This is a genomic window from Alkalihalophilus lindianensis (assembly GCF_032843265.1).
Classification (GTDB): domain Bacteria; phylum Bacillota; class Bacilli; order Bacillales; family Bacillaceae_D; genus Alkalihalophilus; species Alkalihalophilus lindianensis.
The window spans coordinates 54,807-81,601 of the sequence record NZ_JAWJBA010000002.1 but is presented as its reverse complement, the minus strand read 5'-3'; the positions used below and the strand labels follow the sequence as shown (position 1 = coordinate 81,601).

33 protein-coding genes and 2 pseudogenes are annotated in these 26,795 nt (G+C 39.8%); 23 read left to right on the top strand and 12 right to left on the bottom strand.

What is annotated here, in order from left to right; all coding sequences use genetic code 11:
* Positions 1 to 607: 607 nt before the first annotated feature.
* Positions 608 to 1,246: a YhcN/YlaJ family sporulation lipoprotein gene (locus RYX56_RS07170; protein ID WP_317121400.1), complete on the bottom strand. Its 639-nt coding sequence runs from the start codon at positions 1,244 to 1,246 to the stop codon at positions 608 to 610.
* Positions 1,247 to 1,358: 112 nt separating this feature from the next.
* Here RYX56_RS07170 and RYX56_RS07165 point away from each other — a divergent pair, with 112 nt between their 5' ends.
* Positions 1,359 to 1,700, top strand: coding sequence for a YutD family protein (locus RYX56_RS07165; protein ID WP_439108469.1), 342 nt, complete (start codon positions 1,359 to 1,361; stop codon positions 1,698 to 1,700).
* Positions 1,701 to 1,732: 32 nt separating this feature from the next.
* On the opposite strand, the gene RYX56_RS07160 is transcribed toward RYX56_RS07165, so the two are convergent.
* The 3 genes from RYX56_RS07160 to glpX form a co-directional block, all read right to left on the bottom strand.
* A complete protein-coding gene (locus tag RYX56_RS07160) occupies positions 1,733 to 2,029 on the bottom strand; it encodes a hypothetical protein (protein WP_047973447.1) in 297 nt (98 codons plus the stop codon).
* 53 nt (positions 2,030 to 2,082) lie between these two features.
* Positions 2,083 to 2,349, bottom strand: coding sequence for a DUF3055 domain-containing protein (locus tag RYX56_RS07155; RefSeq protein WP_317121398.1), 267 nt, complete (start codon positions 2,347 to 2,349; stop codon positions 2,083 to 2,085).
* A 69-nt stretch (positions 2,350 to 2,418) separates the two neighbouring features.
* Complete coding sequence (gene glpX / locus RYX56_RS07150) at positions 2,419 to 3,390, bottom strand: class II fructose-bisphosphatase (RefSeq protein WP_047973445.1); 972 nt, start codon at positions 3,388 to 3,390, stop codon at positions 2,419 to 2,421.
* A 198-nt stretch (positions 3,391 to 3,588) separates the two neighbouring features.
* Here glpX and RYX56_RS07145 point away from each other — a divergent pair, with 198 nt between their 5' ends.
* The 3 genes from RYX56_RS07145 to RYX56_RS07135 all read left to right on the top strand — a co-directional run bounded on the left by RYX56_RS07145 (position 3,589) and on the right by RYX56_RS07135 (position 5,568).
* On the top strand, positions 3,589 to 4,038 hold the full coding sequence (locus tag RYX56_RS07145; RefSeq protein WP_317121397.1) for a DUF86 domain-containing protein: 450 nt from the start codon (positions 3,589 to 3,591) through the stop codon (positions 4,036 to 4,038).
* 68 nt (positions 4,039 to 4,106) lie between these two features.
* Positions 4,107 to 4,739 (top strand): helix-turn-helix transcriptional regulator, encoded by a 633-nt coding sequence (locus RYX56_RS07140; protein WP_317121396.1) that lies wholly within the window; start codon positions 4,107 to 4,109, stop codon positions 4,737 to 4,739.
* A gap of 61 nt (positions 4,740 to 4,800) precedes the next feature.
* On the top strand, positions 4,801 to 5,568 hold the full coding sequence (locus tag RYX56_RS07135; protein WP_317121395.1) for a TIGR01457 family HAD-type hydrolase: 768 nt from the start codon (positions 4,801 to 4,803) through the stop codon (positions 5,566 to 5,568).
* Between the two features lie 109 nt (positions 5,569 to 5,677).
* On the opposite strand, the gene RYX56_RS07130 is transcribed toward RYX56_RS07135, so the two are convergent.
* A complete protein-coding gene (locus RYX56_RS07130) occupies positions 5,678 to 6,187 on the bottom strand; it encodes a phosphatidylglycerophosphatase A family protein (RefSeq protein WP_047974106.1) in 510 nt (169 codons plus the stop codon).
* Between the two features lie 143 nt (positions 6,188 to 6,330).
* Here RYX56_RS07130 and yutH point away from each other — a divergent pair, with 143 nt between their 5' ends.
* The 5 genes from yutH (at position 6,331) to RYX56_RS07105 (ending at position 11,159) form a co-directional block, all read left to right on the top strand.
* A complete protein-coding gene (gene yutH, locus RYX56_RS07125) occupies positions 6,331 to 7,368 on the top strand; it encodes a spore coat putative kinase YutH (RefSeq protein ID WP_317121394.1) in 1,038 nt (345 codons plus the stop codon).
* A 218-nt stretch (positions 7,369 to 7,586) separates the two neighbouring features.
* A complete protein-coding gene (locus RYX56_RS07120) occupies positions 7,587 to 8,882 on the top strand; it encodes a homoserine dehydrogenase (protein WP_317121393.1) in 1,296 nt (431 codons plus the stop codon).
* A 2-nt stretch (positions 8,883 to 8,884) separates the two neighbouring features.
* Entirely contained in the window at positions 8,885 to 9,949 is a 1,065-nt protein-coding gene (thrC, locus tag RYX56_RS07115; protein WP_317121392.1) for a threonine synthase, read from the top strand.
* Complete coding sequence (gene thrB, locus RYX56_RS07110; protein WP_317121391.1) at positions 9,946 to 10,866, top strand: homoserine kinase; 921 nt, start codon at positions 9,946 to 9,948, stop codon at positions 10,864 to 10,866. Before thrC ends, thrB begins: the two co-directional genes overlap by 4 nt.
* 62 nt (positions 10,867 to 10,928) lie before the next feature.
* Positions 10,929 to 11,159, top strand: a complete 231-nt coding sequence (locus RYX56_RS07105; protein ID WP_317121390.1) for a transcriptional regulator SplA domain-containing protein — start codon at positions 10,929 to 10,931, stop codon at positions 11,157 to 11,159.
* A 78-nt stretch (positions 11,160 to 11,237) separates the two neighbouring features.
* Here RYX56_RS07105 and RYX56_RS07100 read toward each other — a convergent pair whose 3' ends face one another.
* A complete protein-coding gene (locus RYX56_RS07100; protein ID WP_047973180.1) occupies positions 11,238 to 11,477 on the bottom strand; it encodes a NifU family protein in 240 nt (79 codons plus the stop codon).
* Positions 11,478 to 11,633: 156 nt separating this feature from the next.
* On the opposite strand from RYX56_RS07100, the gene RYX56_RS07095 reads away from it, so the two are divergent.
* The 3 genes and pseudogenes from RYX56_RS07095 (at position 11,634) to RYX56_RS07090 (ending at position 12,763) form a co-directional block, all read left to right on the top strand.
* Positions 11,634 to 12,164 (top strand): SDR family oxidoreductase, encoded by a 531-nt coding sequence (locus RYX56_RS07095; RefSeq protein WP_317121389.1) that lies wholly within the window; start codon positions 11,634 to 11,636, stop codon positions 12,162 to 12,164.
* Positions 12,115 to 12,397: pseudogene (locus tag RYX56_RS25815) on the top strand (SDR family oxidoreductase). The gene RYX56_RS07095 and the pseudogene RYX56_RS25815 overlap by 50 nt, the downstream one beginning before the upstream one ends.
* Positions 12,398 to 12,457: 60 nt before the next feature.
* Positions 12,458 to 12,763, top strand: a complete 306-nt coding sequence (locus RYX56_RS07090; protein ID WP_317121926.1) for a YuzD family protein — start codon at positions 12,458 to 12,460, stop codon at positions 12,761 to 12,763.
* A gap of 290 nt (positions 12,764 to 13,053) precedes the next feature.
* Here the strand turns inward: RYX56_RS07090 and RYX56_RS07085 are convergent, their stop codons facing one another.
* From RYX56_RS07085 to RYX56_RS07075, 3 genes and pseudogenes are all read right to left on the bottom strand, one after another.
* The gene (locus tag RYX56_RS07085; protein ID WP_317121388.1) at positions 13,054 to 13,197 is read right to left on the bottom strand and encodes a hypothetical protein; all 144 of its coding nucleotides are present in this window, start codon (positions 13,195 to 13,197) and stop codon (positions 13,054 to 13,056) included.
* Positions 13,198 to 13,222: 25 nt separating this feature from the next.
* Complete coding sequence (locus RYX56_RS07080; protein ID WP_317121925.1) at positions 13,223 to 14,293, bottom strand: NAD(P)/FAD-dependent oxidoreductase; 1,071 nt, start codon at positions 14,291 to 14,293, stop codon at positions 13,223 to 13,225.
* A gap of 459 nt (positions 14,294 to 14,752) precedes the next feature.
* A pseudogene (locus tag RYX56_RS07075) lies at positions 14,753 to 14,866 on the bottom strand (TetR/AcrR family transcriptional regulator); the annotation flags it as partial.
* A 188-nt stretch (positions 14,867 to 15,054) separates the two neighbouring features.
* Here RYX56_RS07075 and RYX56_RS07070 point away from each other — a divergent pair.
* The 4 genes from RYX56_RS07070 (at position 15,055) to RYX56_RS07055 (ending at position 17,584) form a co-directional block, all read left to right on the top strand.
* A complete protein-coding gene (locus RYX56_RS07070) occupies positions 15,055 to 15,291 on the top strand; it encodes a YuzB family protein (protein WP_317121924.1) in 237 nt (78 codons plus the stop codon).
* Between the two features lie 75 nt (positions 15,292 to 15,366).
* The gene (locus RYX56_RS07065; RefSeq protein ID WP_317121387.1) at positions 15,367 to 15,606 is read left to right on the top strand and encodes a hypothetical protein; all 240 of its coding nucleotides are present in this window, start codon (positions 15,367 to 15,369) and stop codon (positions 15,604 to 15,606) included.
* A 25-nt stretch (positions 15,607 to 15,631) separates the two neighbouring features.
* A complete protein-coding gene (gene dapF / locus RYX56_RS07060) occupies positions 15,632 to 16,465 on the top strand; it encodes a diaminopimelate epimerase (RefSeq protein WP_317121923.1) in 834 nt (277 codons plus the stop codon).
* Between the two features lie 171 nt (positions 16,466 to 16,636).
* Complete coding sequence (locus RYX56_RS07055) at positions 16,637 to 17,584, top strand: L-lactate dehydrogenase (protein ID WP_317121386.1); 948 nt, start codon at positions 16,637 to 16,639, stop codon at positions 17,582 to 17,584.
* Positions 17,585 to 17,625: 41 nt separating this feature from the next.
* On the opposite strand, the gene mqnE is transcribed toward RYX56_RS07055, so the two are convergent.
* Positions 17,626 to 18,720 carry an aminofutalosine synthase MqnE gene (gene mqnE / locus RYX56_RS07050; RefSeq protein WP_317121385.1) on the bottom strand — a complete coding sequence of 365 codons (1,095 nt, stop codon included), beginning with the start codon at positions 18,718 to 18,720 and terminating at the stop codon, positions 17,626 to 17,628.
* 342 nt (positions 18,721 to 19,062) lie between these two features.
* On the opposite strand from mqnE, the gene RYX56_RS07045 reads away from it, so the two are divergent.
* Together RYX56_RS07045 and RYX56_RS07040 are read left to right on the top strand one after the other, a co-directional pair.
* A complete protein-coding gene (locus tag RYX56_RS07045) occupies positions 19,063 to 19,266 on the top strand; it encodes a Spo0E family sporulation regulatory protein-aspartic acid phosphatase (RefSeq protein WP_317121384.1) in 204 nt (67 codons plus the stop codon).
* A 79-nt stretch (positions 19,267 to 19,345) separates the two neighbouring features.
* A complete protein-coding gene (locus tag RYX56_RS07040) occupies positions 19,346 to 19,699 on the top strand; it encodes a HesB/IscA family protein (protein ID WP_317121383.1) in 354 nt (117 codons plus the stop codon).
* A gap of 42 nt (positions 19,700 to 19,741) precedes the next feature.
* Here the strand turns inward: RYX56_RS07040 and RYX56_RS07035 are convergent, their stop codons facing one another.
* Positions 19,742 to 20,734 (bottom strand): NAD(P)/FAD-dependent oxidoreductase, encoded by a 993-nt coding sequence (locus tag RYX56_RS07035; RefSeq protein WP_317121382.1) that lies wholly within the window; start codon positions 20,732 to 20,734, stop codon positions 19,742 to 19,744.
* Between the two features lie 356 nt (positions 20,735 to 21,090).
* Here RYX56_RS07035 and RYX56_RS07030 point away from each other — a divergent pair, with 356 nt between their 5' ends.
* A complete protein-coding gene (locus RYX56_RS07030) occupies positions 21,091 to 22,293 on the top strand; it encodes an NAD(P)/FAD-dependent oxidoreductase (RefSeq protein ID WP_317121381.1) in 1,203 nt (400 codons plus the stop codon).
* 219 nt (positions 22,294 to 22,512) lie between these two features.
* Positions 22,513 to 22,650 (top strand): YuiA family protein, encoded by a 138-nt coding sequence (locus RYX56_RS07025; protein WP_317121380.1) that lies wholly within the window; start codon positions 22,513 to 22,515, stop codon positions 22,648 to 22,650.
* Positions 22,651 to 22,690: 40 nt separating this feature from the next.
* Here the strand turns inward: RYX56_RS07025 and RYX56_RS07020 are convergent, their stop codons facing one another.
* Complete coding sequence (locus tag RYX56_RS07020) at positions 22,691 to 23,422, bottom strand: DUF421 domain-containing protein (protein ID WP_317121379.1); 732 nt, start codon at positions 23,420 to 23,422, stop codon at positions 22,691 to 22,693.
* A 162-nt stretch (positions 23,423 to 23,584) separates the two neighbouring features.
* On the opposite strand from RYX56_RS07020, the gene RYX56_RS07015 reads away from it, so the two are divergent.
* The 3 genes from RYX56_RS07015 to RYX56_RS07005 all read left to right on the top strand — a co-directional run bounded on the left by RYX56_RS07015 (position 23,585) and on the right by RYX56_RS07005 (position 26,705).
* A complete protein-coding gene (locus tag RYX56_RS07015; RefSeq protein ID WP_317121378.1) occupies positions 23,585 to 23,902 on the top strand; it encodes a YuiB family protein in 318 nt (105 codons plus the stop codon).
* A 161-nt stretch (positions 23,903 to 24,063) separates the two neighbouring features.
* The gene (locus RYX56_RS07010; protein WP_317121377.1) at positions 24,064 to 25,053 is read left to right on the top strand and encodes a BMP family lipoprotein; all 990 of its coding nucleotides are present in this window, start codon (positions 24,064 to 24,066) and stop codon (positions 25,051 to 25,053) included.
* Entirely contained in the window at positions 25,050 to 26,705 is a 1,656-nt protein-coding gene (locus RYX56_RS07005; RefSeq protein ID WP_317121376.1) for a methyl-accepting chemotaxis protein, read from the top strand. Before RYX56_RS07010 ends, RYX56_RS07005 begins: the two co-directional genes overlap by 4 nt.
* Positions 26,706 to 26,795 lie beyond the last annotated feature (90 nt).

Below are 26,795 nucleotides of genomic sequence, written 5' to 3'. Positions count from 1 at the left end.
GTCATTGACCTTGTGGCTGCTCCTTTTTTAGTGGTGGTGTTTTGTTGTTTGTGGCGGTATGGCGGTATGTGCGGAATTTACCATTTTTGAGCGAATGTAGCGGCATTATGTGCGAAATATGGATGGATATGTGCGCTATATCTTATATAAGAGCGTAATTTCTAATATATGAGCGATCCGATTTTTTATGAGCGAAATTCCTAATAATTCATCCGCATGCCAAACCACTCACCTCAGCCTTTCAGTGTCTAGCTTCACGGCATTGTCCTTCGAGAAACTTTTGTGAGTCAAACGAAGTCAAAGAACGACTTCTAATTGCCTCCCCTAAGTTTTCGAATGCCAGAACATGCCTTTCCGCTTTTCCGTGTCTAGCTTTATTGGCTCAGTTAGTCGGGCCGCTTCACTTTGACAAACGAAGCAAAAAGCGCTTCTAATTGTCAAACCTCCACCGTCCTCGTACCTAAACGAGCCAATTCCACTTTTCTTGTCTAGCTTCGGCTCGTTGTCCTGCGGGAAGAAACAGTGAATCAAATGAAGTCAAAAGGCGACTTCATATTGCTTCCCTTTATTCTTCCGCATGCCAAACCACTCGCCTCCGCCTTTCTGTTTAATCCATCAGTTTCTTTTGTTTTTGTTCCATGACGTTCATGTTATCGTCGGTTGATTCGTTGTATGCTCCTTGTGGTGATTGGCGCATTTCTTGGATAGTTTGCTTTAGTGACCCTTCTTGGTTTCCGGCTGTAGTGGAGCCATTTTGGAAGCGTTCGATTTCTGCAAAGTGCTCATGGTCATCAGTAATATACACTTCGTAGTAACGAGGCACAACGGAGATTGCACTTCGTTTTACTTGGTCTGCTACATAATCACGGTCGTTTGTATCGCAATCATAAGCAACAAGCACATATTTATCAGTAACTAATGTTGCTGCCTCGCTTACCGTTTCATTTGTTAAAACCATACGAGATACAGTATCGGCAAGTTCAGTCCGGTCAAACATTGGAGTAGATTGCTGTTTTCCGTTGGCTTCGACTTGTTCTTTTTGGTATCTTGTATAGCCATAGCTGTTATATTCTGTGGATTGATTTTGTCCCATTCCCATCGGATAATAACCTTGATTTGTTTGCATTGGACCGTAATTTGGATTAGAAGTACGTTGCAACGATTGCTGCCCTACATCATTCATTTGACAGCCAGTCATAAGCATTAACGCTGCGACACCGGTAACCATCATTGATTTTTTTATCATAATTTTCATTCCCCCTCTATCTACAGAATGACCCAAAGAGGAACTTTTTACTGATAGAAAATGATGAGCACAAAGGATACTGTTGGCAGGCATGGATGTGGTATAATAAGGTATGAAAAGAGAGGTGAGCCCAGTGGTTCGCATTCAAGGAATGCAATATGAGATTGTTGATGATGTAAAGGAAGGCTGGAACGAAGAAGCCTTTAAGGCTCGTTACAGTGATGTTTTAAACAAATATGATTACATTGTAGGTGACTGGGGTTACAACCAGTTGCGTTTACGCGGTTTCTTTAGCGACCGCCATAAAAAATCTACGTTTGATACGAAGATAAGTACGTTACCTGATTATCTCTATGAATACTGTAATTTCGGTTGTGCTTATTTTGTTTTAAGGAAAGTAAAGGAAAAAGACAAAGAAAAGTCTTCATCTGTACAAGCAGAGGGTGAAGAGTAAATGGAGAGCCCTCATGGGAAGGGCTCTCTAGTTTAAGTCGTCGTATAAGGTGGTTCCTCATTTTTATTAGGGTCATCGTGTGTAGGATGAGCACCTGGGTATTTACGAGGAAGGTTCTGGTGCAGTGATTTAAACTCATAATTGAAAGCGCTGTAATAGCGTTGTCCTGGCTTCCATGGTGTACTCTTATTTACAACTGGAGTATCTTTATTGATCGGAGAGCCATATGGTCCTTCTGGTGTAATTTCCGGCAAAATGAAGTTACGCATTGACTCAACGTTAGAGAAATCAGTATAATTTTCTGTTTCTTTATCACGTGAATTTGGCATAAAAAAACCACCTCCTATGGATTAGCTTTCCCCAAAAGAGATGGTTTTTACTATTAGACCACTTCGTATAAAAATGATCGTAATTCACTCGCATCCTCTTCACTTATTTGATAAGCATGCTCTAGATAACCAGGTTCTTCCAAGTCATCTGCTCCAATTATGGCGAAGCGATTAGATTGAACATCTAGGACAAGTTGTTTTCCGTAGTAGCGAGAAGAATTAATAATGGCTAAATCAAAACGCTGTGATTCGCCCATAAAGCTAACGAAACGAGTGCGTGTTTCTTCCACGTCATTATATAAATAAAATCGCTCAGACATCTATGAACCCCCTTTAGTACATGAGTTTTATTATCTAATCATACCATGACTGAAAAGGGAACGCGATTGTTAGTCGTTCATAACAAGATGTGGTTTATGGTCTAGATGATGATGAGTTTTAATGTAGCGAACTGTTCTTGTTTTAGCGCGCATAACGATTGAATCCGTTTCAGCTAAGTCGCCGCCTAAAAAGCGTACGCCTTCAACAAGTTCGCCTGAAGAAACGCCTGTTGCAGCGAAGATTGCATCGTCACCACGTACAAGATCATTTAATTGCAGTACTTGCCTTGGATCTTCTAGTCCCATTTTCTTGCAGCGTTCAAATTCTTCGTCATTCATAGGAACAAGACGGGCTTGCATGTCGCCACCTAAAGCTTTAAGTGCAGCAGCTGAAATGACACCTTCTGGAGCACCACCTGTACCTACAAAAAGATCAATGCCTGTTTGAGGAAGGGCTGTAGCGATCGAAGCACCTACATCACCATCCCCAAAAAGTGTGACACGAGCACCTTTTTGACGAACGCGTTCAATAAGTTCCGCGTGACGCTCACGTTCTTGAATAATGACGGTTACATCACGAACTCGTTTATTTGTCATTTTAGCGATGATGTCGATTGTTTTTTCAATCGGGTCATCTAAACGAACAAGGCCAGCTGCTTCCGGTCCAACAGCGATTTTTTCCATATACATATCTGGTGCATGTAGGAGAGTTCCCTTATCTGCAACGGCAATAACCGCCATCGCATTTGGGTGTCCTTTTGCTACAATACTCGTTCCTTCAAGAGGATCTACAGCGATGTCAACTTCAGGACCATGTCCACTACCGACTTCTTCGCCAATGTAGAGCATTGGTGCTTCATCAAGTTCTCCCTCACCAATGACGACGGTCCCTCTGCAGTTTACTGAATCAAACATGGTGCGCATTGCGCTTGTGGCAGCATCATCTGCTTCATTTTTTTTGCCACGTCCCATCCATTGAGATGAGGCTAAGGCTGCGGCTTCCGTTACACGGACGATTTCTAAGGCTAGTTCACGATCCAAGTTGTTTCTCCTCCAATTGTGTATCATAATATGGGTATTACGTTTGTTCGACAATCATTCAGGCCCTTGTCGAATCATGTACGTCCTTTATCATAACAAAAATGAGGTCAAGAATAAATCATTTCTTTTGATGTGTTTGTCTTTATCTTTGAAAACGATCTAATGTGTTATACTAATTGAAAAAAGAAGGTGCTTCAGATGTATTTTGTAAATCGCGAAAAAATTGAAGAAACACTTACATATATGGAATTAATGGTGGGCGAGTTAGATCAAAAGTGGGCACTAGAGACACTTAAGGACAAGCTTGCCTTTGAAAGATTGGCTACCGTTGTTATCGAGTCCATTATTGATGTCGGAAATAGCATGATTGATGGGTTTATCATGCGTGATCCTGGCAGCTATGAAGATATTGTAGAAATTCTTTTTGATGAAAAAGTCATTACGGAAGAGGATGCTTTATCATTAAAGAAAGTTGTTAGTCTGAGAAAGCCTTTAGTTACCCACTATACGGCTATAAAACATGAGGAAGTCGCATTGGTTCTGAACCAAGAGATAAACGCACTAACACATTTTTCTGCTAATGTTAGACGGTATTTAGTAGAAGAACTTGGACCGGTATCTGCCTTTTTACCGGAATCAGAAAAATAGCGTCCTTATCACATAAATTTACAACGACTGAATCATCGCTTACAATAAGGTGAAGGATGGTGATGGTCATGAGTAATAATACCAACTCCACAAGGCAAGTCATTTTAGTTATGCTTAAAAAGAGCCATGAACTAACTGTTTCAGAGATGGCTCAGCAATTAGAGATTACTGAGATGGCTGTGCGTAGACACCTACAAGGGTTAGAAAAAGAAGGGTTGATCCATTCCAAGCTTGAAAGACAGCCGATGGGACGTCCTACACATAAATATTTTTTAACACTTCAGGGAGATGAAAGCTTTCCGAGGAACTACGGAAATCTCTCGCTTGAATTCTTACATGATCTTGAAAGGATAAGTGGAACGGAAGTGATTGAGAAGTTATTTGAACAGCGTCGGGAGCGATTGCAACAAAAATACGGATCGTCGGTCAACGGAGACTTTGATGAACGGGTGGAAACACTTGCACGTATTCAAAATGAAAATGGCTATATGGTGGAAGTTGAAAAAGATGATGACGGCACCTACCGTTTTATTGAATATAATTGCCCGATCGCAAAAGTGGCTTCCGCTTATCCCGTTGCTTGCAATTGTGAACAAAAACTTTTCAAAACATTGCTTAACACAGATGATATCGAGCGAGAAGAGTGTATGGCAAAAGAAAATACACCAAGTTGTGTGTATCGGCTGAAAGAAACGAAGTGAAAATCGTAAAGCAATAGCCACCTTCTAATAAGGTGGTTGTTTGTTTAGAAATGAGGGCAAAGTGAAGACGTATAAAGGGTTTTTAATTGATTTAGACGGCACAATGTATCGAGGGACTGAACCGATTCCTGAAGCGATTGATTTTGTGAAGAAGCTAGAGGAAAAAGGATATCCATATTTATTTGTTACCAATAACTCAACAAAAACACCTGATCAGGTGGCAGACGTCTTAGTGAAGATGGGAGTTCCTGCAACGACCGAACATATTTACACAACTAGTATGGCTTCTGCAAGTGTCATTACAGAAGAAAAACAAAAGGCTCGCGTCTTGATGGTAGGAGAAGAAGGGCTAAGACAAAGTTTGCTTGACTATGGTCATCAAATTGTAGAAGCAGATCCTGATTATGTGGTGATGGGGTTAGACCGTGAGATTACGTATGATAAATTAGCAAGAGCAACACTTGCTGTTCGAAATGGAGCTACTTTTATCGCAACGAATGGGGACCGTGCACTTCCTACAGAAGGAGGGTTAATGCCAGGAGCAGGCTCGTTGATCTCAGTAGTCACGACATCTACTGGGATTAAGCCAACGTTTATTGGAAAGCCTGAGTCCATTATGATTGAACAAGCACTTGAGCGTATCGGTGTTAGAAAAGAAGAGGCTTTAATGATTGGTGATAATTATGATACTGATATATTGGCGGGGATCCGTGCGAATGTTGATTCGCTGATGGTGCTTACAGGTGTAACGGAAGAAAAACATTTAAATGATGTTGATGAAAAGCCAACGTATGTCATTCAGTCGTTGGCTGAATGGGAGATTAATTAAACGTTTGTTTAACAAGATTCATGCGATTGCATGAATCTTTTTTTTGGCAATATGTACTAGATTCGACTGCCCCAACCGAATTGGAGTCGAATCTAAAGGTTAAGAGTGGTTACTCAACGTTAGCGGCCCGGTGTGCTAAACGACTTGAAGCTGCAGCTGCGATTGCCCCTACAATATCATCAAGGAATGTGTGGCATTTTCCACTTGATTTATCATTTAAATCCTTTAAGATTCCTGGTTTTAATTTATCGATGTATCCGTAGTTGGTAAAGCCAATCGATCCATACACATTAACAATCGATAGCGCAATAATCTCATCAACACCGTATAAGCCTTCGTCACGAGCGATAATTCCTTGAAGCGGTTCTTCTAATTTTTTTTGTTCTGTTAACACATCGAGCTGAATACCCGTTAAAATCGCATTCTGAATTTCTCGCTTTCTGATCACTCGGTTGACATTATGAATACAATCATCCATGGATAAATGTGGGTGATACTTTTCTTGAAGGAAGTAAACGAGGTCAGCAATATCCTGAATGGTTACGCCGCGCTCTATTAAGGCCTGTCGTGCTCTTTCTTCTACTTCATCGTAATTTTTCTTCTCTTGCTTCTCTGACATAAAATCCCCTCCAGCGTTCATTCACCTTATCAACACTTGGCGTGGAGACAAAATGATTATTACTAGTCTACGGGAAAGATACACATTTTATGCAAATGGGTCATAGACTAGATAAAAGAAGCTGTAGGTAGGGAGGGAAGACTGTGTTTGAGCGGAATGTGTATGATCAATATGGATTATATTGTGATTCTCGGTTTGCCTTAGGTGACTATGAAGGACTTGAAGCTGGAGGAAAATCCTTTGTTTTTTTTCCAAAAGAAGAATGTGCTTCAAATGAACAAGAGATGCTTGATTATGCAGATTATTATCGTTCAATCGGTGATTCCACGATGTTGAATGTGACAAAAACAAAGCAAGGTGGAAATGTAGGATTAATAGAAGGGCAGGAAGTTTATTTGTTTGAATTACCCCCTCAAGAAAGAAATGGAGGCCTTCACTTAGAGAGCAATTATGAAGTAGGAGAGCATTTGGCGACCATTCATTATTATGGCAAACAAATGCCGCTAACAAAACGGTCTCATGATTATTTTGGCCAGTGGCATAAATTGTGGGAAAAACGACTTGAGCAGCTAGAGGGTTGGTATCAACAGATTAATTACGAGAAGCCAAGGTCCTATGTAGATGAGGCTTTTTTGTATTCGTATCCTTATTTTATGGGGTTGAGTGAAAATGCGATCCAATATGCAGTGGACGCTCGGTTAGATGATCCAACACATGACCAAGAAAAAGGGACGGTTTGTCATAGACGATTTACGGATCAGACATGGTTAGTTACCTCTACTCGTGGGGGGATCATAAAACGTCCTACTGAATTTGTGTATGACCATCCTTGTCGAGATATTGCTGAGTGGGTCAGACAAAGGCGCTACGATTTAACGGAATCAAGGAGTAGCCAGTGGGATGATATTCACTCATTTATTGAAGGGTATGAGCAATATGAACCTCTTTCCTCGTACGCGTGGAGACTTACTTATGCTCGATTACTCTTTCCAGTCCACTACTTTGAAACAATCGAAAATTACTATCGATCTCAAATTAATGAAGAAAAACAAGAGCATGGTCAAACCTTCTTTTCTTTAATTGAACACGAAGGAGCAAATGAAGAGTTTTTAAAAGGATTTTCTGAGATGGTACGAATTCCAAAAACATCATCACGCACCCCTAGTGTGGAATGGTTATAAATGAACTAAACAAGATCATCTCACAACTTGAGGTGATCTTGTTTTTATTTAGAAAATCTCTGTAACTCGTGCTTATGTTATGATGTATGAGAATTGTTAGAACATTTACAAAATACCCCTTGTTTTATCTGGTAATCCATCTTATAATGTCCTTTATACAAATACAAATGTTCTTTTTAGAGATACAGAACCAGATAGATGGATTGGAGTGGAGAAAAATGAAACAAGGAATCAACGTGGGACTGCTAGGACTCGGAACGGTAGGTACTGGTGTCATCTCAATTATTGAACAGCACCAACAAGAGCTGAAGCATCAAGTAGGCTGCTCAGTTAACGTGACTAAGGTGCTTGTTCGTGATCTTGATAAAAAGCGAGGCGTGACTGTAGATAACGACATATTAACAACAAACCCTGAAGATGTGTGCGCGAACCCTGATATTGATGTAGTCATTGAAGTAAGGGGTGGAGTGGATGAAACCAAAGAACAACTCATCCAAGCGCTAGAGCATAAGAAGCATGTCGTGACAGCCAATAAAGATTTAATGGCATTGCACGGGGCAGAACTTCTACATCTTGCCTCCAAAAACGGCTGTGATTTATTTTATGAAGCAAGTGTAGCGGGTGGGATTCCGATTTTACGAAGCTTAGTCGACGGTTTGGCTTCTGATCGAATCACTAAAATGATGGGGATCGTCAATGGAACTACTAATTATATTCTTACAAAAATGTCTCAAGAAGGTAGCTCATACTTAGATGTGCTAGCACAGGCTCAAGACTTAGGATTTGCAGAAAGCGATCCTACCTCGGATGTCGAAGGTCTAGATGCTGCTCGTAAAATGGCTATTTTAGCGACACTCGGCTTTTCGATGGATGTAAAGCTAGATGACGTGTCGGTTAAAGGGATCTCTTCTGTAACAGACCGTGATTTACATTATTGTGAGCAGCTAGGATATACGATGAAGCTGATCGGCTTAGCTAAGCGAGATGATGATCGAATTGAAGTGAGTGTAGGGCCAACATTATTACCTAATGAACACCCTCTAGCGTCCGTCCATAATGAGTACAATGCAGTATATGTGTATGGGGAAGCAGTTGGAGAAACGATGTTTTATGGACCAGGTGCGGGTTCTCTTCCTACAGCCACAGCGGTTGTATCGGATTTAGTGACGATCATGAAAAATATGCGCCTTGGTGTAAATGGTCATGCTGTTAACGCACCGCTTCATGAGAAGGTGTTAAAAGAGAACAAAGAGATTGATTCTAAATACTTTTTGCGAATGAGAGTAACCGATAAAGCAGGGACATTCTCAGCGATCACTTCTTTATTTGCGGAATATGAAGTGAGTTTTGAAAAGCTATTACAACTACCGCTTGAAGGTGTAGAGGAAGCAGAAGTTATTGTGATTACACATCATACAAGCAAAGAAAATTACCAAGAATTATATGACCGATTGCAAGCATTAGAAGTAGTAGAAAACGTAGAGAGCAGTTACCGTGTCGAAGGGGGACAATAAAAATGAGTAAATGGAACGGATTACTTCATGAATATAAAGAATTTTTACCGGTGAATGAAAAAACACCGCTATTATCACTACAAGAAGGCAACACACCATTGATCCCTCTTGAACATCTTTCAAAAGAGTGGGGAGTCGATCTCTATGTAAAAGTAGAAGGTGCAAACCCTACAGGTTCTTTTAAAGATCGCGGCATGGTGATGGCAGTAGCTAAAGCGAAAGAAGAAGGCAGTGACACAATCATTTGTGCATCAACTGGTAATACATCTGCAGCAGCGGCGGCTTACGGAGCGCGTGCTGGCATGAGGTGTATAGTGGTCATTCCAGAGGGGAAGATTGCCCTTGGAAAGCTGGCTCAGGCTGTTATGTATGGTGCTGAGGTAATAGAAATTCAAGGGAATTTTGACCATGCGCTTGAAATCGTTCGTTCGATTAGTGAAACGGAGCCTATTACCCTTGTAAATTCTGTTAACCCTTATCGAATTGAAGGACAAAAGACGGCGGCATTTGAAGTGTGTGACGCGCTAGGGCAAGCTCCAGATGTGCTGGCGATTCCTGTAGGTAATGCAGGTAATATTACAGCGTATTGGAAAGGGTTCAACGAATATAACGAGAAAAAAGGTACAGGTCTTCCTGAAATGCGTGGGTTTGAAGCTGAAGGTGCTGCGGCAATTGTACGCGATGAAATCATCGAGGATCCTGAAACGATTGCCACTGCGATCCGTATTGGAAATCCAGCTAGCTGGTCACAGGCAGTGAGCGCAGCCAAAGATTCCAATGGTGCCATTGATTATGTAACAGATGAAGAAATCCTAGAAGCCTATCAATTATTGGCTCAGCGTGAAGGTGTATTTGCAGAACCTGCTTCATGTGCCTCATTGGCTGGCGTCAAAAAACAATTGGCATCAGGGGAATTAAAGAAAGGCGCAAAAATTGTCTGTGTTCTAACTGGAAATGGCTTAAAAGATCCAAGTACAGCTATGGATACAGTGACTGTTAAACCTACAGTTCTCCCGAATGAAAAAGATGTCTTTCTTTCTCATATTAAGGGAGGGGTTACGCTGTGAGTTTAGAGCCTTTTATGATTACTGTACCAGGCAGCACAGCAAACCTTGGTCCAGGATTTGATTCTGTGGGACTTGCGGTTGATTGCTATTTAAACTTGGTTGTCAAACCAGCTGAGGTATGGTCCTTTTCTTCCGAATCTCCAGATTTAGTAGGGATACCGAGTGGTGAGGAAAACTTAATTTGCAGAGTAGCTAATCATGTTGCAAAGACATTTGATTATCAGCTTTCTCCTTGTAAAGTAGAGATGACAAGTGACATTCCACTAACAAGAGGTCTTGGCAGCAGTGCTGCTGCGATTGTTGCTGGAATTGAACTTGCTAATCAACAAATGGGAAATCGTCTATCTCCACAAGAAAAAGTTCGCCTAGCCAGCTTATGGGAAGGTCACCCTGACAATGTCGGTGCGTCGGTTTACGGGGGGCTTGTCATTGGAACTCACACTGTGGATTCTACTCACGTTTTATATGGCGGTGTTCCTAATCTAGATCTCGTATTGGTCATCCCTAGACATGAATTGCTAACTAAAAAGGCAAGAGGAGTTTTACCTGAAACTCTTCCTTTTAAACAAGCAGTTAGAGGGAGTGGGGTAGCGAATGTTCTTGTCGCAGCATTGTTACAAGGTGATTTTGAGTTAGCAGGAGAAATGATGGGTTCTGATGTATTCCATCATCCTTATCGTGGTGAACTCGTTCCTCATCTAGAGGAAGTGATCCATGTAGTGAATGAAGAGACACAAGCGTATGGAGCAGCTTTAAGTGGGGCAGGTCCAACCATCTTCTGTCTTGCACCTCTTCATCAAGGTGGGTCTGTTAAAAAAGTACTTGAAAGCCGTTTTCCAGAGTTTGATGTAGATGTATTAGCGCCTGCTAAACATGGCATCCAAGTGAAAGTACCAAGCTTTTTAAAAGAAGCTTAAATGAATAGATCAAGCAATATCGGGCAAACCAGTACCATCATGTAAAAAAGGAGTGTCCGAACATGCTTGATGTCAATCAGTTACATGAGGGACAACAAGTGTATGTGATTTATCGCAATCCACATACACCAACAGTCTCAGCTATTCAAGAGGCCACAATCGCATTTGATCCAATGAATCCTGGACAAATGTCGCTTGTATTATTTGATTATTATCATCCGATTGAAGAAGATGATGCAATCTTCTCCTCTTATGAAGAAGCAGAGGCATCGTTTGATGAATATATGATGTAGTAATAAGAAAAAAAGCCCGCGTAAGCGGGCTTTTTAATATGGTTCAGTATCGAGTGCTATCGGTACTCATTTCTAAAATTAAAATACTTGTTCGATCTCTTTAACTCCAGGAACTTCCTCAAGAAGAGCACGTTCAATCCCTGCTTTTAGCGTAATAGTCGAACTTGGGCAAGAACCACACGCACCAAGAAGACGAACTTTAACAATTCCATCCTCTACATCTACAAGTTCAACGTCCCCGCCATCACGAAGCAAGAAAGGACGAAGCTTCTCTAATACTTCCTGTACTTGCTCAACCATTTCAGTACTTGTTGCCATTATTAACAACCCCTTTCTACTCTATATTATAATAGCCAACGCAAAAAAAATCCATGAATCTGCAATGATCATTTAAAACTAGGCTTAATATTTTATTTTTATTTTATTTTACATGAGATACTCCAATAAGTGTATATTTTGTTTAAGTTATGTATAATGGATTTGCATAATGTGTGGGAGTGTGGTAGGGATGGGGCCACTTCAGGGATTGGAAGAGCAGCCGTTCATCGATTTGTAAAAGAAGGCGATCACGTCATTTCTGGTGGAAGATCTCAAACTAAGGGGATGCAATTATTTCAAGAAAGTGATTCGAATGGTTACATAGGATGTGTTGATTTTTTTCAAGCGGATATAGCGAATGAAACAGAAGTCATTCAGTTTTATAAAGAGCTTTCAATGACATTTAGCTCAATCGATGTCTTAGTCAATAATGGCGAGATTGCTCCACCTGCAGCTGGGGAACTAGAGAGAATTACAGAAGATGAGTGGCATAAATTATTTAATACGAATGTAGAAGCGACATTATGGATGATGAAGCATGGAATCAAACATATGGACCGTAAAAAAGGAGCATCGATCATAAACCTTGCTGCCACAACGGGCGTCACTACTCACCTGCCGACATTGGCTGCTTATAGTGCCTCAAAAAAAAGCAGCACTTGTGTCATTAACAAAATCATTAGCTAGTCGGTACGCCAAACAGGGTATTCGAATAAATGCGATATCATCGGAACTAATAGATACCCCGCTTGCTCATTTGCTTTATGGTGGGAAAAAGGCTTTTGTATACGCAAATTCTAAGCAGAATAGGCGCAGCACCTGATGAAATAGCATCTATTATTTATTTTCTAGCTTCCAAAGATGCTTCCTATATAATTGGACATAATCTGATTGCTGATGGCGGTCTTTCTCTAAAGTAGATTGATCTTATTGCACGGTTTCATATATGCTTGTTTTAAAGATGAGGAGAGGTGTTTTTGATGAGAGAGATCAAGCTAGTTGTGTACGGAGCAGAGGAAAAATGTGCAAGCTGCATTAATTTACCGACTGCTTATGAAACAAAAGAATGGTTAGAAGCTGCTTTATCGAGAAAGTTTGAAGATAATAAAGTAGAAGTAGATTATGTTGACATTCATGGCAGCTTTGATGAATCTCACCGCTCCTATGTACAAGGCATTCTTGATGATGAATACTTTTATCCACTGATTGTGTTCAATGATGAAGTAGTAGGTGAAGGCAATCCTAGATTGAAGACAATTTACGAAAAAATTGAAGCGAGTATTTGAGGTTTTGGAATCGGAGGAGGAGCTGGTGGGGCGTGTTTCGCACATAAGAGTAGAGGATCATGGTCGTTCGCACATTTATTGCAAATGGCGCACATAAAAGGCAGCTTTTCGCTCATATTTCGATTATTTCGCACATACCCCTGGCAATATCGCACATAACCCAGATTTTGCGCACATATCGAAAAAAAGGCTACTGCAATTGCAGTAGCCCTTCCACTTTTCCTGTCTAGCTTCAGGGCTCAGGTCATCGGTCGCTTCACTTTGTCAAACGAAGCAAAAAGCGCTTCTTATTACCAAAGCTCCACCGCCCTCATACCTGAACGAGCCTTTCCGCTTTTCTTGTCTAGCTTCGGCTCGTTGTCCTGCGGGAAATAACGGTGCATCGAATGAAGGTATAAAGCACCTTCATATCGCTCCCCCTTATATTTCCGCATGCCAGCCCACTCACCTCCGCTTTTCTTACGACCCGGAGTGGTGTTTGTACATCCATAATACGCCGCTTTTTAGGACGCGTGGTACGCGGCCGAGCAGGGTACGCTCGCCCATAAGTCCGAAGCCATGTTTTTTACCGAGTGATCCAAGAACGCCTTTTAGCTTGATGCGTGGGAGTTCTTCTGGAAGTGGTTCATTGTTCCATTGTTTCTTTAGGATCGTTACAATTTGTTCCGCTTGTCCTTCCGCCAGCTGTGCACTTGGAGCGTGCGGAAGGCTCGCACAGTCACCTACGACAAAAACATTTTCATCGGTTGGTAGGAAGTGTTGAGGTGTTAAGACAACACGGCCTTGTTGATCCTTTTCAACATCTAAGTTCCGTACAACTTCAACGGGTTGAATACCGGCCGTCCAAATAACAGCATCACTTTCAATACGTTGATCATGATTATAAAGAGCACTTTCATCAACTTTTGTGATATTTGATTTGTTAATCACTTCGACACCGTGGTCAATGAACCAATTTTGTACATACGTACTTAAGCGACGAGGAAACATGGAAAGGATGATCTCGCCACGGTCAAATAATTTAATGGTTAAATCAGGACGGCTTTCACGAAGTTCACTGGCAAGTTCAACTCCGCTTAGACCTGCACCAACAATTGAGACTACTCCTTCAGGACGAACGTTGTTCAAAGCTTCATATGTGCGTCTTGTAGCTCCCATTGTTTGAATGCCATACGTATGCTCAGGTGCACCAGGCACACCATGGTATTTATCTTCACAACCAAGACCAATAATCAACGTATCATAAGGAACGAATTCTCCATTGCTTAATTCAACCGTCTTTTCTTCTAAATGAATTTCAGTGATCGTCTCGTATTTAATGTTCAAACGAGAGTCTTCTGGGAATTGGACACGTAAATGATGGTCGGCAGCGGTTCCTGCTGCGAGTGCATAGTATTCAGTCTTTAAACAGTGATAAGGTAGTCGGTCAATCAACGTAATCTCAACGTCTTCTGGTAGGTCGTTAGGTAAAAGGCGTTGCATAATACGCATTCCGCCGTAACCAGCACCTAAAATGACAAGTTTTTTCATAAGTGAATGTCTCCTTTGTTCCGTAATAGCTTCTAAGCTTGCATGGATCAATGCCATGACTTTATTGACTAGCTGAGCCTTTGTTGGTTCGTTAGCAAATGTTTGTAAACCATATGACACATGGCTATTGATAATGTGACTCCATGTCTTATTGGGGATCGGTGAGTGAATATCTCCTTTTTCCTCTGCTTGTGTCAATAGTATTTCCCAATGAGGAAGAAGGGATTGCTCATCTTCAATGACATGCTTCCAAATCTGAATTGTAAGCTTAGGGTGTATGTCATAATCGCTTAAAATAAATTGTAGGTAGGAGCGAATACGCACAACTAAAGGAAGCCTTCTTAAATGATTTTGTTCAATATAAGGAAGGACAGCTTGTATGCGCTCATTTGCAAGCGAGTGCATGATCGATTCTTTTGTAGGAAAATAGTTAAAGAACGTACCTTTAGCGACATTAGCTGCTTTTGTTATCTCTAAAACAGTCGTATGGGAAAACCCTTTTTCAAGAAATAATTCTCTGGCTGCCTGTTCGATTCTTATCTTAGTTTGTTCTTTCTTTGCTTTTTCGCTCATGTCGTCGCTCCTTAAAAATGACCCTGGTCAGTTTTGATTATAACGACTTATACGATAAATAACAACAAATTTGTGAATTTTTTTAGAGGTAGAAGGAAGTAAATTTCTTAGGGATTGCTAAGGGGAGAGGATTGACTTATAAGGAGCTTGCGAGTAGGATTATAGACAAGAAATTTGAGGTGAAAGTGATGCGTCCAATTATCGAATTTTGTTTAAGTAACTTAGCGAGTGGCACGCAAAAAGCGATGGAAGAGCTAGAGCGTGATCCCAATTTAGATATTATTGAGTATGGTTGTCTCGGAAATTGTGGAAGCTGTGCTGTTACTCCTTTTGCCCTTGTAAATGGAGAATATATATCAGGTGAAACAAATGAAGAATTAATCGAAAATATTTATAGTTACTTAGAAGAAAATCCAATGTTCTAATAGTAGGCTTCTAGTCATTCTAGAAGCTTCTTTTGTACATATAACCTTCTATTATATAAAAAAGGATGATGATGAATGGATGTGATTCCGTTTCAAAATACCTTGCCTTATGAACGGCAGTATGAGGATATTTATATAAGTACATGTCCGTTCTGTGACTCTGAGCAAGTGTTAACGAATATGAAAGCACGTGATTATAAACAGGCAAAAGATGGCGTGAAGACTCATCTTATTATGCCTTGTTGCCATAGTAAGATTACGATTTTAGAAGCAGATGAAGACTATTTTTGGGCGGATGAAAAATTAAGGAAATGAGGCGTAAGGATTGAATTTTACAAAAATGCACGGTCTTGGTAATAGTTACATTTATGTTGATCTATTTAAAGAAACGCTATCAGAAGAGCAGTTAGCACCTCTTGCTATTGAAGTGGCTGATAAAAATAAAGGAATTGGCTCAGATGGAATGATTTTAGTCTGTCCATCAGATAAAGCTCCGGTAAAGATGCGAGTATTTAACAATGATGGCTCAGAAGCGAAAAATTGCGGGAACGGTCTACGTTGCGTCGCTAAATTTGCTTATGAACATGGATACGTTAATGAGGAGACTTTTCAAATCGAAACATTAGGTGGACTTGTAACTGCAACGGTTCATGTAGAAAATGAGCGTGTACATACAGTCACTGTAAACATGGGGCAGCCACGTTTATCTAGAGAAAGCCTTCCGATGCAAGGAGAGGCGAGTCATCAAGTGGTAGCGGAGCCATTTGACGTTGCTAACACAGAACTTGAATTAACAGCTGTATCAATGGGCAATCCACATGGAGTCTTTTTTATAGAAGATATTAACCAAGCTCCGGTCGATACGTTAGGACCAATTATTGAGAAGGATCCACGTTTTCCAGAGTGGATTAATGTTGAGTTTGTGGAAGTAGTCAGTGAAACTGAGCTTCATTTCCGTGTTTGGGAACGTGGATCTGGCATTACACAAGCTTGTGGTACAGGTGCTTGTGCAGCCGTCGTTGCATCTATTTTAAATCATCATGCCAAAAAAGGAACAGCAGTAACCGTTCATTTACTCGGTGGCGATTTAGAGATTGAGTGGAGAGAAGACGGCGATGTATTAATGACCGGAGCTGCAGAAGTGATTTGTGAAGGTTTATATAAAAGAAAGTAGTAAGGTAGGAACTGGTATCGCTCATACCAGTTTCTCTTTAAAATAACTTTGTGAAAAATTTCACAAATAAGCCTTAACTTATGGTGGAATGAGGTAGATATTGGAGATTATTTGGAATAAACTTAAGATGTAAATAAGGTAGATGTAGATTTTCCTTGGGAGGTTTTTTAGATGATTAATGAATTAAAAAGCATGAAGGTTGTTTTAATTGGGGCAGGGTCTGTTGGTGCAAGTTATGCTTTCGCTTTATTGAATCAAGGCTTTGTGAGAGATTTAGTCATAATTGATTTGAACCACGGTAAAGCAGAAGGGGATGCGATTGACCTTCTACACGGTATGCCATTCTCTTCACCAATGAACATTTGGGCTGGGAGCTATGAAGATTGTAAGGATGCTGATCTTGTAGTAAATTGTGCTGGAGCGAATCAAGGACCTGGAGAAACTCGTCTAGACTTATTAGAAAAAAATGCAAAAACCTTTAAAATCATTACCGAGTCTGTGATGAAAGCAGGATTTAAAGGGATTTTCTTAATTGCGACAAACCCTGTTGATGTGTTAACATATGCGACTTGGAAATATTCAGGCCTTCCTGCTCATCGCGTGATTGGCTCTGGAACCGTTCTTGATACAGCAAGATTTCGTTATGCTCTAGCTGATAAATTCCAAGTGGATGCAAGAAATGTACACGGCTACATATTAGGTGAGCATGGCGATTCTTCATTCCCGGTGTATAGTCATGTTACGATAGGTGGCAAACCATTGAAAGATTATCAAGATCCAAATAAGCCAGAAGTTAAAGAGCTAGATGAGTTATTTGTAAGTGTGCGTGATGCGGCTTACGACATCATCCAGAAAAAAGGGTCAACGTATTATGGAATTGCAATGGGTCTTGCTAGAATCACAAAGGCAATCATAAAAAATGAAAATGCTGTGTTACCAGTCTCATCTTTACTTGAAGGAGAGTACGGTCAACAGGATGTGTGTATAGGGGTTCCGGCAATTATTAATTCAAGTGGTATAAGAGAGATAGTAGAACTAAACTTAACTGATAAAGAACAACAGCAATTTGATCAATCGGCTCAGGTCTTAAAGCAATCTATTCATCAAATTTTTAAATAGAAAAGAGACATTCCAATGTTGGAATGTCTCTTTTCCTAGTTTTAGTACGTTTTAATCGTATTGTAGAACGTGTCACGCTCAACCGGGATTTTGTTAGCACTTTTAATTAAGTAAATTAACTCATCACGTGTAATTCCTTGTGAAGTTAACGCACCTACTGAATGAGAAATACGCTCTTCAATTAATGTACCGTGAATGTCACTAGAGCCAAATGTAAGGGCCATTTGAGTTAATTGCACCCCAATGTTGATCCAATAGGCTTTAATGTGATCAAAGTTATCTAGCATTAAACGACTGATTGCAAGTGTTCTCATATCATCGTAAGCAGTTGTACGACGTTTTAGACCAGCATTGATACTACGTGGTTGCATCGCAAGTGGAATAAAGACCATGTAACCATTTGTGCGATCTTGAAGCTGACGAAGACGATCCATATGAATCAAACGTTCTTCTTTTGTTTCAATTGAACCATAAAGCATCGTTGCGTGAGTTTTAAGGCCGAGATTATGAGCAATTTCGTGCGCTTCTAACCATTGGTCTGTAGAAGCTTTATCTGGACTCATCTTTAAGCGATAACGCTCAGTTAAAATCTCAGCACCACCACCAGGTAGCGTATCTAGTCCGGCTTTAATCAATTCCTCTAATACTTCTTTCATTGATAAACCAGAAATACGTGAGAAAAACTCAATTTCTGCACCTGTATAGGCTTTTACCGTTACATCCGGATAATGTTTCTTCAGAGTGCGAATCGTATCTAAATAGTAATCGAAAGGAACCTCGTGATTATGACCACCAACGATATGGAACTCACGAATGTTGTCATTCCAGCGCTCTTCTACATATTGCAAGAGAGCGGCGCTATCCATCGTGTAGGCACCTTCTTCGCCAGGTTTACGCTTGAATCCACAGAAGCCACAATTCGCTTCACAGACGTTTGTCGGGTTAATGTACATGTTTTGAATGAAATACACATTGTCCCCATTTTTATTATAGTTGACTTGGTTTGCTAATTGAGCAATGCCTAGTAGGTCTGGTGAATCGAATAAATAAAGACCATCTTCAATTGAAAGGCGCTCACCGTGCTGAACTTTTTCTGCAATTCCTTGTAATTTTGTATCAGTAAGGATTGTAGTCATTTTTCCTTATCCTCCATTCCGTCTACAGTAGACGTACAGTACATATTTTTCGTAACTCTAAGTAAAAGGTGTAAAACCTTAGAAAAGTTATTTTGAAACAACATAGCTCAATAATCACTATTATACTATCAGATTGAGATAATGAAAACAAAGTGCACCTTTTTGGAAAAGTAGCAGGAGTTTGAATATCTTGTGTAGAAAATGTAAAAAACAATAAAAATCATCTATATTTAGTAATTTCATAGTTGATTTACTTACGTTAATTATTTAAAATGTAAGTAATATACAAATCTAGAAGTACGTACGTCTATAGAATAAATTAGTGTTGAGGGGTGATTTGGGATGACTACAGCATTAACTTACGATGCTTGCCTGGAAAAAATTGAATACTTACGTGAGCAAATGATAAATGCAGCAAAAAAATATGGCATGACTCACCCTCTCGTATTAGATTATAGTCAAAAATTAGATCGTGCACATAACATTGCTATGATGCACCGTAGTGCTGAAAAAACAAATTGGAATAAAGAAGTATTTCAATTTTGAAGGGTTGATCAGCGCATGTCTCTTGAGGTTCAGGAGCACAAAATGTATACTGAGAGCAATCGTTAATAGGAGTGATAAAATGATTACATTAACGGAAGCGGCAGTAAGTCAGATTAAAGAAATGATGAAAGCAGAGGACCAAGAAGGTCTAATGCTACGCGTTGGAGTAAAGGGTGGCGGCTGTAGTGGCCTTTCATATGGTATGGGATTTGATACCGAGAAGACGGATGAAGATACAAAGATTGAAATTAGTGGATTACCCATTCTAATTGACAATGAAAGTGTTGCAATTATTAAAGGTGTCGTCATTGATTACAAACAAAACATGATGGGTGGCGGCTTTACCATTGATAATCCTAATGCCATTGCCTCATGTGGGTGTGGATCATCTTTTAGAACAGCCACGAATGCCGGAACGCCAGAAGATTGCTAATCCAAAAAGTGCCTTCGCTATCAAGCGAAGGCACTTTTCTTTTTAAAATAAGCTTGTACTATGTCCAGGGTGTAGCTTTGCGTTCGGGTCGATATACGCTTTGGCATTATTGACCGCTGTAGGTGCCTCGCCAAATCCTGTTGCAATTAACTTTACTTTTCCATCATATGTACAAACATCTCCTGCAGAGTAGATCCCTTTAATGTTTGTCTCCATTTTAGAATTCACCACAATCGAATTCTTCTCAATTTCAAGACCCCATTGTTTAATTGGGCCGAGTGAAGAAACGAAGCCAAAGTTAACAATGACTGCATCAACCTCTAGCGTTTCTACCCTCTCTCCTTTGATTTCTTGCAATGTCACTTTGTTAATGGCATCACCATTGCCATGCAATTCCTTAATTTCAAAAGGAGTCATTACATTCACTTCGGATTGATGAAGGAGTTCGACACTATGCTCATGCGCACGGAACTTATTGCGACGGTGAATCAGAGTCACTTCTTTTGCTAAAGGTTCAAGCATTAATGACCAGTCAAGTGCTGAATCACCACCACCACAAACGAGTACACGCTTACCTGTGAAGCTGCTTAAGTCATTAATAAAGTAGTGAAGATTTTTACCTTCATATTGAGTAGCGCCATCTACTTCCAGGCGACGAGGTTGGAAGGCCCCAACTCCAGCTGTGATAATAATGGCTTTTGAGTAATGAGTTTCCTTATCCGTAACAATCGTAAACGTCTCATCCTCTTGTTTGTCTACATTTGTTACGGATTGTTCTAAAACAATTGTAGGATTAAATTGTTCTGCCTGTTTAGCTAACCCATCTACTAAATCTTGTGCTTTAACTTTTGGGAATCCGGCTACATCATAAATATACTTTTCCGGATAAAGGGCAGATAATTGTCCACCTAATTGAGGCATACTTTCAATGATTTTCACTTTTGCTTGTCTCATTCCTGCATAAAAAGCAGCAAAAAGCCCAGTAGGGCCACCACCGATTATTGTAATATCGTACATATTTTCTTCATTTGTCATTTTCAATTGCCACCCCCGAAAAAGTTTGTAGTCTCAACCCCCATTATATGCATATTCACCTATAAAAAGAAAGGATTGGTGCGTGATGTAGGGGCGAATAATTTCTAAAGAATCGCACAGTTTAAAGGATATGGATAAAACGCTTTCTTATTTTATGGAAAAACTAAGAAAAGGTAAAAAGGCAGTTGAAAAATGGCGAAAAAACCAATATGATAGAAATGTATTTGTGAATATTTTGCGACATTCTTACTTTTATTTATTCGTTCTTTATAATTTAGTTCGTGAAAATAATCACAATGTCAGCGTTTAACGTATAATGATAGTAAGTAAAAAATATGAAAATGGAAGTGATGAGTTTGAAAAAGCCAAATATCGTCATTTTGGGTGCTGGTTACGGTGGAATGATCACAGCGACTCGTTTGACAAAACAATTAGGGCATAATGAGGCCAATATTACGTTGGTGAACAAGCATGATTACCATTACCAAACAACGTGGTTACATGAGCCAGCTGCAGGTACGCTTTCACCAGAACGTACGCGTATGGAAATTAAAAATGTACTAGATCTTAACAAGATCAATTTCATTAAAGATTCAGTAGTGGAAATCAAGCGTGAAGACAAGAAAGTCATTCTTGAAAATAGCGTAATTGATTTTGATTACCTTGTTGTAGGTTTAGGTTCTGAGGCTGAAACATTTGGTGTTCCTGGTGTGCATGAGCATGCATTTAGCAAATGGACAGTGAATGGTGCACGTGAAGTAAAAGATCATATCGAGTATATGTTTGCTAAATACAATAACACAGAAGACAAGCGTGACGAGTTATTAACATTCATCGTCGCGGGTGCTGGCTTCACAGGAATTGAGTTCATTGGTGAGCTTTCAGAACGTTTGCCAGAACTTTGCAGCCACTATGATATTCCACGTGAGAAAGTAAAGATGTACGTCATTGAAGCAGCTCCAACAGCTCTACCTGGTTTTGATCCTGAGCTTGTTGAGTATGCGATGAATCTTCTCGAGTCACGTGGGGTTGAATTCAAAATCAACTGTCCAATTAAAGAAGTGACAGAAACTGGCGTAACGCTTGCAAGTGGAGATGAAATCAAAGCTGAGACTGTTGTTTGGGCGACTGGTGTACGTGGAAGCTCGATCATCGAAAAATCTGGTTTTGAAGCAATGCGTGGTCGTATTAAAGTTAATCCAGACCTTCGTGCCCCTGGACATGAAGACATCTTCATCATTGGTGACTGTGCACTTCTTATCAATGAAGAAATTAACCGTCCATACCCACCAACAGCTCAAATTGCGATGCAAATGGCTGAAGTATGTGCAGAAAACATTAAGCTTCTAATGAAAGGTGGAGCTTCACTTAAGACGTTTACACCTGACATTAAGGGTACTGTTGCCTCACTTGGCGGTAAAGAAGCGATTGGTGTAGTTGGAACACGTAAATTATTTGGTGCTCAAGCTAACTTCATGAAGAAAATGATCGACAACCGTTACCTGTTCTTATTAGGTGGCCCAGCACTAGTACTTAAAAAAGGGAAAAACCCTTTGTAAGTCATAACAAACGGAAACAAGTGTACATCCTAGATGTGCACTTGTTTTTTTATGTTTGAAAAAAAGAGGAATAATACTACAGAATGAGATAAAAGGAGATAAAACATTTTGATTGCGCTTACATGAATGATTAGGTTCTCAAAGTGAAGTTTTAATTATATAAATATTCTGATAATATAAATGAACAATCATTTTAAAATGACAAAGGGGTGTAGGAGAATGAAACGCTCATTAAAGTATACAGAGAATGGAACATGTCCTTATTGTAACGGAGCAGGCTACTTTCAACTTTTATTAGGTGGAAGCGAAACCTGTGATTACTGTGGCGGAAACGGAAAGAGCCATAAAAAGAAATAATGTATGACGAGAAGAAGCAGACATATGGTGTCTGCTTCTTTTAGTGATAGATTGGAGGGATGGATTGGAGAAAGGATAGTTGTACATTTTTCATTGAGACATGCAATTGCTTATGTTCGTTTATCGATGCAAAAAAGATCGTGTCAATCCGAGCTACACCTAGTGTATCTAGCTGACTGTGCAACCAATCCTCACTTATACCAAGGTGTTCAAGTACATCTTTATACAGATGACCATCTATGATGACAGGAAAAGCAAGGCCTGATGAGGGATTAATTACCTTCATATCCTCGCGTGTAATGGGCATTTTCGCAGTTTTTTTATGAACGGTTAAGTTTCCGTTTGCCTCCACTATGGCTAGCTCAACATCCTCTACATCAAAAATCTCGCTTTCTCTAAGCATCATTAATACATTATCAATCGAATACCTGATCTGTTTTAAATTCTCTTTCAAGAAGATACCGTTATGAACTACTATAGTCGGTTCAAACGTAATCAGCTTACCAAATGCACGATTAGAGAGCTTAAACGTAGCGACCCCCATTTGAAAAAAGCCAATCATAACCACTGCTACAGCTGTATGTAGATGACCAATATTCGGATCGGCTAAATCAGCTCCAACTACAGCTCCTAATGTAATAATAATAAGAAAGTCGAATACAGGTAATTCAGCAATCGAACGCCTTCCCATTTTTAAAGTAATAAACAACATCAATGGAATAATCGTTAAAACCCTTGTTAGTAAAATTAGAAGTTCTTTTGTGAGCTCCACATTTTTCACATCCTTTTTAGGAATGACTCGCTACAAGTATGTGTTATTTCAAAGAGGATTATTTAGAAAGATGTGCGGATATTGCCACAAAGAATAAGAGAAGGAGAGTTGACGGTCGCCCCTAGTATTCAGTAAACTAACTATGATACGGGGGTGCAAGTAGTGAGCTTACCACAATTATTAATTTCTATGGTTCTGTTCCTTATTTTGTTTTTTGGAATTGGCTTTTTATTAAATATGGTATTGCGATCAACATGGATTATGGCGGTCGCCTATCCAGTTATTGTCATTTTAATCATTGATAGCGTAGGATTCTTTGATTACTTTATTTCACCGGCTGCGTCATTTACTGAGCTTGGTCAAACGTTTATAGCCTTGAAGCTTGTTGATATCTTGATCTTATTAAGTGGATTTGCAGGGGCAATCATTGCTGGAATTGTCATTAAAATGCTTCGTGTACGAGGCTATCAAATGTTTTAAGTTAAAGTCTTCCTTTTATTTAAGGGAAGGCTTTTTTATTGATTGAAAACTGAATATTCCTAGTATTATATACGAGTAAAAAGAAGGTCCTTTCTAACCGATATTATGATAGAGTTTATAGGTATAAAAAACTAGTCGTATAGTAGTGTGGAGGGTGAATAGTGAAAGGGCATTTCGTTAAAGGATTCATAATGATTGTTTTATTCAGTATAGTAAGTGGTTGTGAAACTGAAGGTACACAAAATGAAGAGAGTCACATTAGTATCGGAATTATGTTGTCAGACGTCGGACTTGGAGATCAATCGTTTAGTGATTCCGCTTTCAATGGTTTAATTCGTGCACGAGACACATTAGGGGTTACGTTTGATTATCGTGAACTAGAACAATCGGGTTCTTACGATCAAGGTCTTGAGGAACTGATTGAACAAGAGCATAGCATAATTATTGGGTTAGGTTTTATGGTGAAAGAGGCTCTTGAGGAAAAAGCGCAACAATATCCTGAACAACAGTTTGTTCTTATAGATGACATCTCGGAGGTAGCTAATATAGCATCGGTTTCATTTAAAGAGCATGAAGGTAGTTTTCTTGCCGGTGCAGCTGCAGCCATTGCTTCAGATAATGGAACAATTGGATTTGTAGGTGGGGCAGATGTGCCATTAATTAATAAATTTGCTGCGGGCTTTCTTCAAGGAGCGACATACGTTGATAACGAGATAAACGTTATCATTGAGTATGCTAATGATTTTGGTAATCCGGAGCTTGGCGAGGCAATTGCTGGGGACTTGATCGCCAAAGAGGCGGATGTGTTGTATGCTGCAGCCGGATTAACAGGTGTAGGTGTTCTGCAAGAAGCTCAAAAAGAAACGGTGAAAAGTATTGGAGTAGACTCAGATCAATATTTTATAGCTGAAGATTCGGTTATGACATCCATGATGAAGTATATCGATGAGGCGGTTTATCAAACAGTGGACTCATATTTAAGGGATGAACTTGATAGCGAGGTCATTCTAGGGTTAGTTGAAAATGGTGTTGGCTTGGCACCGTTTAGATTAGTGGATGAAAAAAGATACCTTCAAGAAATTGAACAAATAAAAGAAGGTATCATATCAGGGGACATTCAGGTCTCCCAAGAAAGGGGGGCGAATGAATGAAGCTAAAGCATAAATTGCTCCTTCCAAACGTCACCATATTGGGTCTTTCTTTACTATTGATTTTATATATTATTTTAAGCATGCTTTCTCTTCAATCAACCAACCGCGATTATGCTCATGTATTAATTGGAGTCCAGCGTTTAGATGCTGCTGTGGTGACTGGGCAACAAAGTTTAAACCATTATGCCTACAGCCAAACAGCTCAAAATCGCGAGGCAGCTTTGCTTCATCTTGACATGATTGATGAACGCTTTAAAGAGCTTGAAGCAAGGTTGATTGGTGACCCAAGTCAGTCTGTTTTCGAGTCAGCTAAGCTAAAATTTAATTTATTATCCAATGAGGCTGCCTCTGCTCTAGAAGCAGCGGACGCTACAGAAGTCATGCGACAATCCGTCCGTTCATTAGGAGTTTTAAATGATTTATTTATGGTAAATAACCTTACCAGTGCTCATTATCAGGAGTTGATGAGTGAATCACAATCAGCTATGCAGAAACTTATTTTAACAACAGTGGGAAGTGCTGTTATTTTATTAATAGCCTCTATTATTATTAGCATTTGGACAAGAAGATCTATTACCTCACCTTTGCACCTTATATCTCATCATGCTGAGCAAGTGGCGCGAGGAAATTTAATGACAGAATTACCTACATCTAAAACAGATGATGAGATAGGTCGCTTGACTCAATCATTCTCACAAATGGTGGTGCAATTAAAAGAATTAATAACTTCTCTTCGTCATACAAGTAGTGAGGTCATGACTTACGGTCAAAGAGTTAATTCAGACACGCTACATTTAGTCGAAACAAGCAAGCAAGTCATGACTTCGACTGAAGAAATGGCAAGTGGAGCAACGAAGGTCTCAGAAAACCTTCAAGAAGCGGTTGTTTATATAGAAGGAATTGATAAGGCATTTGATCAGAATGTGGAAGCTGTAAAAGCGACGAGCCTATTTGGTGAACAGGTGGTCTCTTCTGTGAAAGAAGGGGAGCATTCGATCCAACAGCAGCGTGAGATCTCCGAACAAAATAAAGCAGCAACAGGTCAAATGGTTGCCTCTGTAGATTCACTCAGCGAACATATCAAATCAATTGAAGAAATGGCTCAATTAGTTTCAGACATTTCTGCTCAAACCAATCTTTTAGCTTTAAACGCAGCAATAGAAGCAGCTAGAGCTGGTGAGGCAGGCAGAGGCTTTGCAGTAGTAGCAGATGAAGTAAGGAAATTAGCTGAACAATCAGCTGATACTACTAAAAAAATCTTTGTGACTACAAATGCTGTGAGTCAACAGATGCATGATGCGCATACTGCTGTAAAAGAAGGTGAGGTCTTGCAAAACAGGCAAGTTGAGGTCATGGAAGCAACAAGCACCGTTTTTAAAACGATTGAGCAAGGAGCAATAGAGGTATTCACACAATTAAATAGTTTACAAGAGTCAACAAAGGATACAAAGGTAAAAGCTCAGCAGGTTCTTGAAATCGTTGAAAGTATAAGTGCCCTTACAGAAGAAACAGCAGCAGGTAGTGAAGAAATTTCAGCAACGACTCATGAGCAATTACGTTCAACTGAGGAAATAACACATACCGTTGAAAAGTTAGCTGATATTAGTCAAAATCTTGATGAGCAGATGAAACAGTTTCAAATAAAAGAGTGAAATTGCATGAGGGAATTGGCTAAACGAATCTAATAATAACGGTAAATATGAATAAGTTTCCTCTCTTTGGGACAAGATGACTCAAAGAGA